Source organism: Gilliamella sp. CG35, from assembly GCF_046635745.1.
GTDB classification, from domain to species: domain Bacteria; phylum Pseudomonadota; class Gammaproteobacteria; order Enterobacterales; family Orbaceae; genus Gilliamella; species Gilliamella apicola_I.
This window is the reverse complement of sequence record NZ_JBIDFH010000001.1, coordinates 79151-94985: the sequence shown is the minus strand read 5'-3', so window position 1 is coordinate 94985 and position 15835 is coordinate 79151. Positions and strand designations below refer to the sequence as shown.

Below are 15835 nucleotides of genomic sequence, written 5' to 3'. Positions count from 1 at the left end.
CAGTACTTACTGGGTTTATTTTTATCTGTTATTCATCAGCTCAATCAACCCAGCCTCAATCGTGTGATCAAACTGGAACGAAATCACATTAAATATATAGAAAGCATCTTATTTTGTCTTGCGATATACTGAGCAAGATAAATGGCTAATACCTCATCTTTACCAAGCCACAACCTACTTCTAACAACTGTTAACTATATTCTGGCAATGAATTCTGTTTTTATTAGTTTCTAAAGTTGCATTAATTGCATCTTCTGATTAATCAAATCAATCGATATCTCAATAGATTTATTTCCTTCTTGAAGATACCTATTAATAGCATTTATACAGCTGTACTACTAAATTTGAGAAGATATATCGCTTAAAACAGTGAAAAGTAGATAATAAAGAGTATGTTTAAACATTATGGTAATAGCATCTAATAAAATCAAAGATAAAAGCATAAAAAAACGAGATTAGCAAAACTAATCTCGTTTATAGCTAAATCCGTCTTTTTAACCAAAAAACTTCTTCACTTTATCAAAAAAGCTTTTCTCTTTTGGACTGTGCTTAGAGCTTTTATCGGCTTTAAAACTTTCACCTAACTCTTTAAGTAATTCCTTCTGTTTACTGGTTAAATTAACTGGTGTTTCAACAACCACATGGCAATAAAGATCACCAATTGAACTTCCACGTAACGATTTAACGCCTTTACCTCGTAAGCGGAACACTTTACCTGTTTGTGTTTCAGCAGGGATAGTTAAGCTTACTTTACCATTAAGTGTTGGTACTTCTACTTCTCCACCTAGCGATGCTAAAGCAATGTTAATTGGAATTTCACAATGTAAGTTAGTACCATCACGTTCAAAAATGGCATGTGGTTTAATTTGCATTTGAACATATAAATCACCAGCTGGTGCGCCATTTAAACCTGCTTCACCTTCTCCAGAAAGTCGAATACGACTACCGGTATCAACTCCGGCAGGAATCGTTACAGAAAGCGTTTTAGTTTTCTGAACTCGTCCTTCACCATGACATTTTTTACATGGATTTTTTACTACTTTACCCCGACCATGACAGGTTGGACACTCTTGCTGCACAGCAAAGAAACCTTGTCGCATTTGTACAACACCTGCACCATGACAGGTTTCACAAGTCATTACATCTGAGGCTTTTTCAGTTCCTTGTCCATGACAAACATCACAAGTTACCCAAGTCGGTACTTTTATCTCTTTGCTGACGCCTGCAGCAGCTTCTTCCAGTGTTAACGAGATATTATATTGCAGATCCGCACCGCGTGAGGAAGTTTGACTACGTCCTCGACCCCCACCAAAGAAATCACTAAAGATATCATCAAATGCAGAACCTCCGCCAAAACCACCGAAGCCACCAAAGCCACCAAAACCACCACCGCCTGCGCCATGCCCTTGTTCAAAGGCTGCATGACCATATTGATCATAAGCCGCTTTCTTTTGCGAATCGGTTAATACTTCATAAGCTTCTTTAACTTCTTTGAATTTCGCTTCTGCTTCAGCTTTATTATCCTGATTTTTGTCAGGATGATATTTCATGGCTAGGCGTTTATAGGCTTTTTTTATCTCAGCTTCACTGGCACTTTTACTCACGCCTAATGTTTCATAATAATCTTTCTTCGCCATAATTAACCTTTATTTTTTATTGCATAAACAACTAAACGGGCTTGAGTTACCTCGCGCCCGTTTAATGTGTTACATGTCTAAAACTCGTTGAAATAACTCATTAAAAAACATTTTAGTTAACGATTATTTTTTATCATCATCAACTTCTTTGAAGTCAGCATCAACAACATCATCTTGTGCCGAAGCGCTACCATTATTTGCTTGACCTGCAGATTGATCTGCTTGAGCTTGTTGTTGAGCTAATTCAAGTAATTTTTTTGATGCTTCCATTAACGCATTGATTTTAGCTTCAATTTCAGCTTTATCTTCACCACGAGCAGCATTTTCTAACGCAGTTACCGCATCTTCAATCGCTTTTTTATCATCAGCAGATAATTGATCGCCTGCATCAGTCACTTGTTTACGAGTTGAGTGAACAAGGTGATCTGCTTGGTTACGTACTTGTGCTAACTCTTCAAACTTACGATCAGCTTCAGCATTCGCTTCCGCATCATTGACCATTTTTTGGATTTCTTCTTCACTTAAACCTGAAGAAGCTTTAATGGTAATGTTTTGTTCACGACCAGTATTTTTATCTTTTGCTGATACATGTAAGATACCATCGGCATCAATATCAAAGGTCACTTCAATTTGTGGCATACCACGTGGCGCAGCTTGAATACCATCAAGGTTAAATTGACCTAGTGATTTATTATCACCAGCACGTTTACGCTCACCTTGTAATACATGAATCGTTACCGCAGATTGGTTGTCTTCAGCCGTTGAGAACACTTGACTATGTTTAGTTGGAATAGTTGTGTTTTTCTCAATCAAGGTAGTCATTACACCACCCATCGTTTCGATACCTAAAGACAATGGTGTAACGTCAAGTAATAATACATCTTTAACATCACCACCTAATACACCACCTTGTACCGCAGCACCTACTGCTACTGCTTCGTCAGGGTTAACGTCTTTACGTGGTTCTTTACCAAAGAAGTCTGCAACCGCTTTTTGAACCATTGGCATACGGGTTTGACCACCAACTAAAATCACATCTTTAATATCAGAAACAGTAAGACCTGCATCTTTTAATGCTGTTTTCACTGGTTCCATAGAGCGTTTAACTAAATCTTCGACTAAAGATTCAAGTTTAGCGCGTGTCACTTTGATATTTAAATGTTTAGGGCCTGATGCATCAGCTGTGATATAAGGTAAGTTGATATCCGTTTGTTGCGCTGATGACAATTCGATTTTTGCTTTCTCTGCAGCTTCTTTTAAACGTTGCATTGCAAGTGGATCATTTTTAAGATCGAAACCTTGTTCACGTTTAAACTCATCAACTAAATAGTTAATTAACCGAGAGTCAAAATCTTCACCACCTAAGTGAGTATCACCATTAGTTGCTAATACTTCGAATGTTTTTTCGCCATCGACATCATCAATTTCGATAATTGAAATATCAAATGTACCACCACCAAGGTCATAGACTGCAATTGTGCGGTTACCGACATCTTTATCTAAACCATAAGCAAGTGCAGCAGCTGTTGGTTCGTTAATAATACGTTTAACATCTAGACCAGCAATACGACCCGCATCTTTAGTTGCTTGACGTTGAGCATCATTAAAATAAGCTGGAACGGTAATAACCGCTTCTGTTACTGGCTCACCAAGATAATCTTCTGCAGTTTTCTTCATTTTCTTTAGTACTTCAGCAGAAATTTGTGGTGGCGCAATTTTTTGACCTTTTACATCTACCCATGCATCGCCGTTATCAGCTTTAACAATTTTATATGGCATAATACCCACATCACGTTGTACTTCAGCATCTTCATAACGACGACCAATTAAACGTTTAATGGCAAATAATGTATTTTGTGGATTTGTTACTGCCTGACGTTTTGCTGGTTGACCAACTAAAATTTCACCATCTTGTGTGTAAGCAATAATCGACGGTGTTGTACGGTCACCTTCAGCATTTTCTAAAACTTTAGCTTGACCATTATCCATTACTGCAACACATGAATTTGTTGTACCTAAATCGATACCAATAATTTTACCCATAATCTTTTCTCCTCAAAACCTGTATTTTATTTCTTATATATAAGACTGAAATTGTGATTTTCAAGTCTTTAATTTAGTCAAAGAAATGTTAGTGTTTCCACATAGATGGGAACATTATTATTAATATCAAGGGGGGGAATGAAAAATTATTTTTGCATAAATCTTGATTATAAAGTTTTCTACACTTATTATTGCCGCTCTTTTTTTATTAAGACACATTTTATAGGATCCTTATGGAACAAACTAAACTTGCAAATCCAGGTCCACTAGGACTAATGGGATTTGGTATGACAACCATTTTATTGAATATTCATAATGCGGGATTTTTCCCTGTGATGACAGCAATCGTATCTATGGGTATTTTTTATGGTGGACTAGCACAAGTGATCGCTGGAATTTTAGAATTTCGCAAAGGTAACACTTTTGGGACAACAGCGTTTACTTCATATGGTTTCTTTTGGATTGCGCTTGTTGGCATTTGGTATTTACCAACCTCACCAGCAACAGCACCAACCGATGCAACCTTCGTTGGTATCTTCCTCGCATTATGGGGGATTTTCACCGCATTCATGTTTATCGGTACGTTAAAAGGTAATCGAGTATTACAATTTGTTTTTGCTAGTTTAACTGTCCTGTTTGCTTTATTAGCAATTGGTAATATTTCTGGTAATCACAGCATCATTCATATCGCAGGCTTTGAAGGGATTATTTGTGGTGCAAGTGCGATTTATTTAGCAATGGCTGAAGTACTTAACGAACAATACGGACGCACTATTTTACCAATTGGTGCACCTAAAGGCGCTGCTCACTAATTGTCGCTGTTATTAAAACAAGTGATGAGAGCAATAAAAAACGGGGTAATTTCCCCGTTTTTTTATATCAATGAATAACAACATTTAACGCTTATTTTTTATAAGCATCATTATGTACACCTACTGCCGCACGACCTGATGGATCATTAAGATTTTTGAATGACTCATCCCATTCAATCGCTTTTGCCGTAGAACAAGCAACAGTTGGACCACCCGGCACACAATGTGCTGCACTTTCAACCGGGAATAGCTCATCAAAAATTTCTCGGTACATGTAAGCTTCTTTCGACGTTGGCGTATTATAAGGGAAGCGGAATTTTGCATTTTCCAATTGTTGATCCGTGATTTTGCTTTCTGCAATCTCTTTTAAAGTATCGATCCAACTATAACCAACACCATCAGAGAATTGCTCTTTTTGACGCCAAACCACAGACGCAGGTAAATAAGATTCAAATGCTTCACGAACAATGTGTTTTTCCATTTTTCCGTTACTACCACACATTTTATCTTTCGGATTAAGGCGCATTGCCACATCTAAGAATTTCTTATCAAGGAATGGAACACGAGCTTCAACGCCCCATGCCGCCATCGCTTTATTAGCACGTGCACAATCATACATGTGTAACGCGGCTAATTTTCGCACTGTTTCTTCATGGAACTCTTTAGCATTTGGCGCTTTATGGAAATAGAGGTAACCACCAAATACTTCGTCAGCTCCTTCACCAGATAACACCATTTTAATACCCATTGCTTTAATTTTTCTTGCCATTAAATACATTGGCGTAGAAGCACGGATAGTTGTGACATCATAAGTTTCAATAAAATAAATGACATCACGAATGGCATCAATACCTTCTTGAATAGTAAAGTTAATTTCGTGGTGAACTGTACCAAGATGATCGGCAACCGCTTGTGCTGCTTTAAGATCTGGCGCACCTTTTAAACCCACTGCAAATGAATGCAATTGTGGCCACCAAGCTTCAGATTTTTCATGATCTTCAACACGACGCGCTGAGAATTTTTTAGTGATTGCCGAAATAACGGAAGAATCAAGCCCACCAGATAATAAAACGCCATAAGGCACATCTGACATAAGATGGCTTTTAACAGACTCTTCTAATGCTATACGAAGCGCATTAATGTCTGTTTTATTATCTTTGACATTTTCGTAATCCATCCAATCACGTTTATAGTAGGTTTTAATTTCACCTTCAGTGCTCGATAAATAGCATCCAGGAGGAAAAGCTTCAATCGTTTTACAAACGGGTACTAACGCTTTCATCTCAGAGGCGACATAGAATGTACCATTTTCGTCGTGTCCCATATACATCGGGATAATACCAATGTGATCACGACCAATAAAGTAAGTGCCTTTATTAATATCATAAAGAATAAAGGCAAACATACCTTGTAGTTCATCAAGACAATCAATTCCTTTTTCTTGATAGAGCGCTAAGATGACTTCACAGTCAGAACCTGTTTGGAATTCATAGCGATCTTTGTACTGATTTCGGAGTTCTTGATGATTATAAATTTCGCCATTCACCGCTAAAACGAGAGTTTTATCTTTATTATAAAGCGGTTGAGATCCTGTATTAACATCTACAATTGATAAACGTTCATGAGCAAGAATTGCTTTATCAGAAGCAAAAATACCAGACCAATCCGGCCCACGATGACGCTGTAGACTTGATAGTTCTAATGCTTTTGTTCGTAGTTGTTCCGGATCTGATTTAATATCAAGAATACCTAAAATCGAACACATTGATTTTCTCCACTTAAAATCGCAAACGCGATACTATTTGTACGTAAAAATAACTATATGAAAATTTGAAAAAATTTTTTTATTTTAAATTACTTTGCCCTTTATTCTTACCAAGCTTAAAGCGCAAATAATAAAGGTAGACAGCATACACACTATTTATAAACAATTAAAGTCCCAAGTCGTGATACTTTTCCTATCGTTGCAAAAAGAACTTAGCGACTTTATGACATCATCACTTTCTTTTCCATTGACCTTGTTGTTTTATAAATTGTCCAGCAGGTGTTTTATCCTGAGCTTTTGTTCCTGCTCTCACTTCAACTTCGTTCAAAGGAACGTTACTTTCAGCAGAAACTTTTTGATATTCTTGTTTACGCGCTTGATTAATGAGTTGCGCTATTTCACTTGCATTGCTTTCGTTTTTAACTACACCTAAATAACCATCCTCTTGTTCGCCCACTAAACCACTCGCTTTTGCTTGACTTAATGCGTTAATCGCTTGATCTAAATTTAATGCAAACACGGGTAAAGATAAAGCTGCTGTTAATAATGCAATCGTTAACTTTTTATAAATAGTCATAATAACCCCTTTAATAAATACTTTATATTTCATTAACGCCAAAGTGATTTACACTTTTAATTCACTTTTGACAAAGCCAACCAAAATATAATCGTGAATCTTCAATAAATAATTAATATAAACCAGATTTATTAATTACATTGTCTAACGCTTTATCAACCTTTATGTTGATTTCATGGTCTATTTTAACATTTAGATTTATGTTTATTGGTTCATTGGGAGCCTGAACTCTAACCGTCGGTGAGCATCCCATTAATACGCTACTCACTACCATGACTGCAATCACATTCCGTATCATAAAAATAGCCTCTTTCATTTATCATGATTTTTTTTCAATCGTGCTTCAATTCGTTTACGAATCGGTTCACTAATTTGGTCTGATAAGAGTAAACTGGTCATTAATTTAGCGATATTTTCTTCAAGCGTGATATTTAAATTCACCGCTTTACCATTTTGCACATCTAAATTATTTCCTTGAATAGTCAGACCTAACTTAGCAATATCATTAGCGTAATCAACTTTACTTGATAGCTTAGTATAATGAAAATTTTTAAGAATATCAGTGAGTATTTTCATATTTGGATTATTTTTTACATAATCTTTTAGCGCTGAATTTTCAAACTGTAATTCACCCTGATTAGTTGAAACTAGTTGACCATTTTTAATTACCAACTTATATGATAGCTCATTGTTGTTTTTAACTTCGCTTAATGTAATTGGTAAGATGCCATCTATCGCCCCATTACCGGCAAGCCCTTCAACCGGATATTTGGCTAACACATCTTTTAACTGTATTTGTTTTAATCTGACATTAATTTGTTGAGGCAATCTGGTTAAATTCAATTTTCCTTTATCAACCGACAGCTGACCAGAAAATAGCCTCGCTTGTAATTTTTTCCATGTAATGACGCCTCTTGTCGGTGCAGTTAAAGTTGACGAATAAGCGCCAGCAACATTAACTTTTTCAAAATTGATGCCAAGATTGATTTCTTGGATATGTAAATCAGATGTGGAAAGCGTAAAATTATTGTTGTTAACCGAAAGATTAATATTACCTGTTGCCGATTTAATCTCACTATTTTTATAAAGACCATTAAACTCACTAATCGTTAATTGACCTGTCGCTGAGGTTTGATTCAATTGAAATGGAAGCGATGACTGAACTTGAAAGCGGATATTTCCTCTTAGATCATTAACAATGAAATCTTCCGAAACATTCGCTTTTTTTAAGCTAAATGACGCATTATCCAAATTGGTTAGTGTAAGCTGTTTTTGAGTTATCGATCCTTTAAACGGTAAGGATAAATCGCTATTTTGTATGCCAAATTGAGCTAATGAGGTCGTTAACATGCCATGTTGAATCTCAATACGGGAATCGGCTTCATTAAATTGTAAAACAGTCGATAACTTTGCAGCGTATTGGGTATTGGTGGATAACTCAAGCTGTATAGCTTGTGGCTGTTTATTCATATCTAGCTTGATATCAAACAAAGGCACTTTGTTTTGATAAAATCGCAACGAATGAATATGAATAGCTTTAGGTAACCAATACAACATTGATGAAAAAGATGAGGTATCAAATTCAGATCGATCAAGATGATCAGCCTCGCCATCAACTCCATGATCGCTAATATTCTCTACTTTAGTGTTAACGGACTGCCAATAGATATCTACATTTTCTGCTGATAGATTTGACCACGAAACATGCAAATTTTTTGCCGTTAAGGATAATTGTGATTGCTGAGAAACGGTAAAAGTATCAAATGATAGCCCATCCAAACTAATATTGAAGCCATGCCAATCTAAGGTTAACTGATTTTTTTGCTTAAAAGACAACCAATATTGCCATCCAAACAGACCTAGCATTGAAATAATCAGCATAAAAATAAATGAAAACCAATAGCGTTTTTTCAAGCGAGCCATAAATAAACTCTCTACTTAGCAAGGTTTATTGCCGAGTGTTGCTCGGCAATGCAATAATATTACGCTGGTGACTGTTCTCGCTGTGCGATATAAGCTAATGCTTTATCAATTCTAGATAATGTTCGTTTTTTTCCAATGGCATATACCGTTGCATCCACGGATGGCGATTGCCCAATTCCTGTTACTGCAACACGCAATGGCATCCCCACTTTACCCATTCCAACATCAAGTTCAGTCGCCGTGGCTTCAATAGCATGATGAATTTTATCAATTTGCCAGTCAAAATCAGCAATTGCACCAATTTTAGCTTTGATGAGTTCTAACGGCTCTTTAGCTACGGGGCGCAAATGTTTTTTAGCGGCATCAGCATCAAAATCATCAAAATCTTGATAACAATAACGGCATGATTCCGCCATTTCTTTAAGTGTTTTACAACGTTCACCAAACAATTTAATAATTGTGATTAAATCCGGTCCTTGTGTTAAATCATAGCCTTGATGATTCATATGCCAAACTAAATGTTGAGCGACATAATCAGCATCTAAATGATTAATATAATGATGATTTAACCACAATAATTTTTCAGTATTAAAAGCACTAGCTGATTTGCTTACTGCATCTAATGTAAAATAACTAATCATTTCAGGCACGGAGAATATCTCTTGATCACCATGTGACCAGCCTAAGCGTACTAAATAATTGAGTAAAGCTTCCGGTAAGTAGCCATCATCACGGTATTGCATAACACTCACCGCACCATGACGTTTAGATAATTTTTGCCCGTCATCCCCTAAAATCATGGATACATGACCATATTCAGGAAGCGGTGCACCTAATGCTTTGAGAATATTAATCTGACGAGGTGTATTATTGATATGATCTTCACCACGAATCACATGCGTAATTTCCATATCCCAATCATCCACCACAACACAAAAATTGTAAGTTGGTGAACCGTCTGTTCGTCGAATAATTAAATCATCAAGCTCTTTATTGGCAATCTCAATAGGGCCACGGATTAAATCGTTAAATACGACAACACCGTCAATCGGATTGGCAAAACGGACAACATGCGGTTCACTGTGGTTATGTTGTTTTTGGACTTCATCACAACGACAATGACCATCATAACGGGCTTTTTCGCCTTTCGCCATCTGCTCTTCACGCAGTTTTTCTAAGCGTTCTTTTGAGCAATAGCAACGATAAGCTGTTCCTTTAGCGAGCATTTCATCAATCACTTGATTATAGCGATCAAAACGTTTAGTTTGGAAATAAGGACCTTCATCCCATGATAATTCTAACCAATTCATTCCCTCCATGATCGCTTCAATGGCTTCTGGCGTTGAACGCTCTAGATCAGTATCTTCAATACGCAAGACAAATGCACCTTGTGCATGACGGGTATAAAGCCAAGAATAGAGCGCAGTACGTGCTCCTCCAACATGTAAATAACCGGTTGGGCTTGGTGCAAAACGGGTTTTAATTTTCATGAAATAATCCTAATAATAATAAAAAAGAGCACGTAAACGAAAAAAGCGTTAACAGCGCTCTTTTATTCAATTCGGTTAACTAACTAACCAGAATAATAACATTTTGATATAAATTCAGTTTCGTTACTTATTCTAACACGCTAAAAGGTTTGAGCAATAGCCTATTCACGCCTTAAAATCGATCACAAATTTTCAAGATGTTTAAGCTTAAGCTTGCATTTAAATCTAAAACCGTAAACATCTTATAATTTACTAATGCTGATGAAAAATTAGTGTGCTTCATCCCAATTATCACCGACGCCAACATCGACTTTTAATGGCACAGATAATTGATAACAATTTTCCATAATGGATTTGATTTGCGCACTGTACTTATCAACCAATTCTTGTTTGACTTCAAACACTAATTCATCGTGTACTTGCATCACCATTCTAATATTGCCAGACGGTTGGTTGTTAATCCAATCACTCATTTTTATCATCGCAGTTTTAATAATATCCGCCGCAGTACCTTGCATTGGCGCATTAATTGCTGCTCGTTCGGCTCCTCGTTTTTCAATGCCGTTAGTCGAAGTGATTTTAGGCAGATATAAACGTCGACCAGATAAGGTTTCGACATAACCTTGCTGTGCTGCCAATTGACGGGTCTCTTCCATGTAAGTTTGTACCCCCGGATAACGTTCAAAATAGCGATCGATATAAAATTGCGCCTCTTTTCGAGGAATATTGATTTGTTTTGATAAGCCAAAAGCACTCATTCCATAAATCAAACCAAAATTGACTGCTTTAGCGCGTCTACGTTCTTCCGACGTCACATCTGATTCAGGTTTACTTAACACTTCACTCGCCGTCACACGGTGAATATCTTTGTCATGGGCAAACGCGTTGAGTAAACTTTTATCTTGCGATAGATGTGCCATGATGCGTAATTCAATTTGTGAATAGTCAGCAGAAATAATCTTATACCCTTCTGGTGCAATAAATGCTTGGCGGATTCGACGCCCTTCTTCATTACGTACCGGAATATTTTGTAAATTAGGATCATTAGAAGATAAACGTCCTGTTACTGTCCCAATTTGATTATAATTTGTATGAATACGATGATCGATTGGACTAATCATTAAAGGTAATTTATCTGTATAGGTATTTTTAAGCTTGGCCAGTCCTCGATAAAATAGAATCATACGCGGTAATTCGTAGTCATTAGCCAATTCACTCAACACATCTTCACTGGTTGACGGATCACCTTTTGGCGTCTTTTTCAAAACAGGCAATTGATGCTTATCAAATAAAATTGCTTGAATCTGCTTTGGCGAAGCAGGATTAAATTTTTCACCGGCCAATGATTGAAGTTCGGCTTCCGTCGCCATTAACTGTTTGGCAAGTTCATGGGAATAATCATTTAACTGTTTAGCATCAACCAATACCCCTGTTCTTTCCATTTCAGCCAACACAATGGCTAAAGGCATTTCAATATCAGTAAACAGTTTAGTTAATTTTGAATCTTTTTCTAACTCTGGCCACAGTTTTTCATGTAATTGTAACGTAATATCTGCATCTTCTGCTGCGTATTGTGTCGTTTTTTCAACATCAACAGCATCAATGGTCACTTGTTTTTTATCCTGCTTGGTTAGCTCATTATAAGTGATGGTTTTATGATTCAAATAACGACTAGCCATGCTATCCATATCGTGTCTTTCTGTACTATTTAGTACATACGATTCAAGCATGGTATCAAAGGCAATACCTTGTACTTTAATACCATAGTTAGCCAGTACGCTGTAATCAAATTTAGCATTTTGCGCGATTTTTTTAATCTTCGGATTTTCTAGCACTGGCTTTAATTTCGCCAGCACGCTATCAAGCGGTAACTGCTCGGGAACACCAAGATATTGATGAGCAAGCGGAATATAAGCTGCTTCATGCGGCGTGATACTGAGCGAAATCCCGACTAATTTAGCATGCACATGATCGACATTATCCGTTTCAGTATCGAATGCAAATTGTTGACTTTGGGATAATTTGTTTACCCACTGATCTAATTGTTTATCAGTCAAAATGCATTGATAATCAGTCTGCTTATTTTTGGCGGATGAATGTTCTTGCGCCAATAACGGCATGTTCTGGTTCACATTGACCGCTGATGCTTTTTGATTTTTTAAAAAACTGCCCGATATCAACTCTTTTTGCCAACGATGAAAGCCATAATAGGCAAATAATTCGTTTAATGCATTAACATCCATATCGCTCGACATGAGCTGTTCATTAGTAAAATCTAATTGCACATCGGTTTTAATCGTTGCCAGCAAATAAGACAATTCGGCTTCTTTCTGATTATCAATCAATTTTTGTTTTAATGATTTTGCACCACGGATTGATAATTTTTCAATATCATCTAAACGCTGATAGATATCGTTAACACTGTTAAATTCAGTTAATAAACTTTGGGCCGTCTTTTCACCTACTCCCGGAACCCCTGGGATATTGTCAGACGAATCGCCTCTTAATGCTAAATAATCAATAATCTTTTCGGGTGGCACACCAAATTTTTCCATCACGCCTTTCGGATCAAGCACCGTATTATTCATGGTATTAATCAGGGTAATTTTATCGCTGACAAGCTGTGCCATATCTTTATCACCAGTACTGATTAAAACGTCCAGATTCTCTTTTTCAGCCTGCCTTGCCAGTGTACCAATCACATCATCCGCTTCCACACCTTCAATACAGAGTAAAGGCAGCCCCATAGCTTTTAAAATAGTGTGAATTGGTTCAATTTGCGGACGAAGATTTTCCGGCATTGCCTCACGTGTGGCTTTATACTCGCTGTAGATTTCGTTACGGAAAGAGCCGCCTTTAGCATCGAAAACAACAGCAATATGTGTCGGATTGTACTGATTAATCAGACTACGGATCATATTGATGACACCAAAAATAGCCCCTGTTGGCTCACCTTTGGCATTGGTTAACGGCGGACATGCAAAAAAAGCACGATAGAGATAAGAAGATCCATCAATCAGGATAATTGGTGTTTTATTTGGCATTAGTATTACCCAAAGGTTATTCGCTTTAATGGTTAACAGTATACCCCAATTAACAACAATATTCTTATTATCTACAACAATAAAATGTAAAAATCTTTCATATTTACACAATGTTTTAATAGAAAGTTTTAACTTAAAAAACTGTATATTGCAAAATGAGTATTATATAATACTGTATCTTTTTTAACCTGAGTATACGATTAATGACACAGTTAAGTCTTGCTGCACAAAAAGTTAAAGATGCACTGGCAGCTAAAAATCTTGAAACCCCTTCTTGTCGTTTAGCAATGGATAATAGTGAGCGCAAGGCAAAAATCGAAGAACATTTTCGTGAGATCATGAAATTAATGGAGTTGGATCTTACTGATGACAGTCTTGCCGAAACACCACATCGTGTCTCTAAAATGTATGTTGATGAGATTTTTTCTGGGCTCTATTATGAAAATTTTCCCAAAATCACACTCATTGAAAATAAAATGCAAGTCGACGAGATGATCACCGTTCGTGATATTACCTTAACCAGTGTATGCGAACACCATTTTGTCACCATTGACGGCAAAGCCACCGTCTCTTATATCCCTAAAGATAAAGTTATTGGCTTATCCAAAATTAATCGAATTGTTGAATTTTTTTCACAGCGACCACAAGTACAAGAAAGATTAACTCAACAAATACTTGTTGCCCTTCAAACCTTACTTGGCACGGTAAATGTGGCGGTCTCAATCGATGCGACTCACTATTGTGTGAAAGCCAGAGGCATTAAAGATTCAAGCAGTATGACAACCACGACCGCACTGGGTGGCGGATTTAAAACCAATCCAAGTACCAGACAAGAATTTTTAAGAGCATTACATCACTATTAATATAAGGATATTCAATGAAATTTTTATCACTCATTTTTATGGTATTATTGATAACAGCATGCTCTGAACAGGAATCTAATAATTCTAATAATAACGATAAATTTATTGGTTTTTGGGTAGAAGGTGGTCCCGATTTTAAATATACTGCAACCTATGCCAATCTTGTTGAAATAAGTAAACAAGGGGATAATTACTTTATCAATGAAAACTATGTTTATGGTAATGATCAAACCATTGCGATGCGAAAAGTCACAAAACCCCAAGACAATTTCGATGGACTCGCTTATCCATCAGAAAGAAATTTTGGTTTAGAAAACAGAGTGACTTTCCATGGCGATAACTATTCAAAAATCGGTATATTTAATACAGTTTTCTTTCGAATTTCAAAAGAAGAAGCAGAACAAATTAAACGTGATGTAAAAGAGTGCGAAGAGATAGAAAAAAACCGTTTTTTTATTCCTAAAGCGCAACAAGCTGAATATAAAAAACGGGCAAATGAGCTGGCTTATTGTCGGATTTTTTGGTAACAATCAAAATTGACGTAAACCTAAATTCAGCGGATTTTTGTAACAATCTTATGGGAATTGAATATTTAACAATTATCAAAACCTAAAACTCAAATACAAAACAACCGAAAATCAGCTTTATATTACGTGCATCTTCAAGAAAGATTGGTATAATTCTCGGCTACTTGAGTTAAATTACACAGTTAAATAACACATTTTCATGAAGATCATTCGCGGTATTGCTAATTTAAAAAATCAATTTTCCCAGTGCGTACTGACATTGGGCAATTTTGATGGCGTACATTTAGGACATCAGCAATTAATTAACCATTTAATCACCCAAGGTAAAAAATTAAATCTACCAACCGTGGTTATGCTATTTGAACCGCAACCGTTAGAGTTTTTTTGTTCGGAAAATGCCCCTTCCCGATTAACCTCATTTCAAGAAAAAGTGATTTTTATTGAAAAACTCGGTATCGACTATATTATTGCTGTTCCGTTTACTCAAACCTTTGCCAAAATGTCTGCTGATGACTTTATTCAAGCGTGGTTGATAAATCAGTTACGGGCCAAATATATTATTATTGGTGATGATTTTCGGTTTGGGTTTGAACGTAAAGGTGATATTCATCTTCTTGAACATTATGAACAAAAAAATGATTTTACTGTCGAAAGCATGCCAACCTACGTTTGGAATCAGTTACGAATTAGTAGTACCGCGGTGCGTAAAGCTTTACTCAACAATGATTTTGAATTAGCTCGTTGCCTATTAGGGCGTCCGTATAGCATTCAAGGGCGTGTTATTCATGGCAATGCATTAGCAAGGCAATTAGGTTTTCCTACGGCAAATATTCAACTACACCGCAAAAAACCAGCCTTACACGGTGTCTATTTAGTTAACGTCAAAAATTGTTGTAGCCAACAATCTTATTATGGCATTGCTAATATTGGTATAAGACCAACTATTCAAGGAAAAAAAGCCATTTTAGAAGTGAATCTATTTGACTTTTCGGGTGATATTTATGGACAATATTTAGACGTAACCTTCCTCGAAAAATTACGAGACGAGAAAAAATTTGACTCTATAACAGCGTTAAAAGAACAAATTACACAAGATGTTTGCACTGCGAAAAAGATCAGTGCACAATTAACCAATTAAGAAAGTAGTATCAACA

12 protein-coding genes are annotated in these 15835 nt (G+C 36.5%); 4 read left to right on the top strand and 8 right to left on the bottom strand.

The features are described 5' to 3' along the window. Positions 1-494: 494 nt before the first annotated feature. Together dnaJ and dnaK are read right to left on the bottom strand one after the other, a co-directional pair. A complete protein-coding gene (gene dnaJ, locus ACGH4F_RS00395) occupies positions 495-1637 on the bottom strand; it encodes a molecular chaperone DnaJ (protein WP_411589563.1) in 1143 nt (380 codons plus the stop codon). Between the two features lie 123 nt (positions 1638-1760). Further along, entirely contained in the window at positions 1761-3680 is a 1920-nt protein-coding gene (gene dnaK / locus ACGH4F_RS00390) for a molecular chaperone DnaK (protein WP_065558514.1), read from the bottom strand. Between the two features lie 233 nt (positions 3681-3913). Between dnaK and satP the strand changes: the two genes are divergently transcribed. Continuing rightward, a complete protein-coding gene (satP, locus tag ACGH4F_RS00385) occupies positions 3914-4492 on the top strand; it encodes an acetate uptake transporter (protein WP_065558513.1) in 579 nt (192 codons plus the stop codon). Between the two features lie 91 nt (positions 4493-4583). Here the strand turns inward: satP and asnB are convergent, their stop codons facing one another. From asnB to polA, 6 genes are all read right to left on the bottom strand, one after another. Beyond that, complete coding sequence (asnB, locus tag ACGH4F_RS00380) at positions 4584-6257, bottom strand: asparagine synthase B (protein ID WP_220216275.1); 1674 nt, start codon at positions 6255-6257, stop codon at positions 4584-4586. Positions 6258-6489: 232 nt separating this feature from the next. Further along, a complete protein-coding gene (locus ACGH4F_RS00375) occupies positions 6490-6834 on the bottom strand; it encodes a YdbL family protein (RefSeq protein WP_411589561.1) in 345 nt (114 codons plus the stop codon). 112 nt (positions 6835-6946) lie between these two features. After that, positions 6947-7132 (bottom strand): YnbE family lipoprotein, encoded by a 186-nt coding sequence (locus ACGH4F_RS00370; RefSeq protein ID WP_065558684.1) that lies wholly within the window; start codon positions 7130-7132, stop codon positions 6947-6949. Positions 7133-7146: 14 nt separating this feature from the next. Next, positions 7147-8757 carry a YdbH domain-containing protein gene (locus ACGH4F_RS00365; protein WP_411589560.1) on the bottom strand — a complete coding sequence of 537 codons (1611 nt, stop codon included), beginning with the start codon at positions 8755-8757 and terminating at the stop codon, positions 7147-7149. A 59-nt stretch (positions 8758-8816) separates the two neighbouring features. Beyond that, positions 8817-10247: a glutamate--tRNA ligase gene (gene gltX, locus ACGH4F_RS00360; protein WP_411589558.1), complete on the bottom strand. Its 1431-nt coding sequence runs from the start codon at positions 10245-10247 to the stop codon at positions 8817-8819. Positions 10248-10516: 269 nt separating this feature from the next. Next, complete coding sequence (gene polA / locus ACGH4F_RS00355; RefSeq protein WP_411589556.1) at positions 10517-13291, bottom strand: DNA polymerase I; 2775 nt, start codon at positions 13289-13291, stop codon at positions 10517-10519. 203 nt (positions 13292-13494) lie between these two features. Between polA and folE the strand changes: the two genes are divergently transcribed. From folE to ribF, 3 genes are all read left to right on the top strand, one after another. Beyond that, complete coding sequence (folE, locus tag ACGH4F_RS00350; RefSeq protein WP_220216270.1) at positions 13495-14154, top strand: GTP cyclohydrolase I FolE; 660 nt, start codon at positions 13495-13497, stop codon at positions 14152-14154. Between the two features lie 14 nt (positions 14155-14168). Further along, positions 14169-14681 carry a hypothetical protein gene (locus ACGH4F_RS00345; protein ID WP_267350228.1) on the top strand — a complete coding sequence of 171 codons (513 nt, stop codon included), beginning with the start codon at positions 14169-14171 and terminating at the stop codon, positions 14679-14681. Between the two features lie 199 nt (positions 14682-14880). Beyond that, entirely contained in the window at positions 14881-15819 is a 939-nt protein-coding gene (gene ribF / locus ACGH4F_RS00340; protein ID WP_411589554.1) for a bifunctional riboflavin kinase/FAD synthetase, read from the top strand. Positions 15820-15835: the final 16 nt, after the last annotated feature.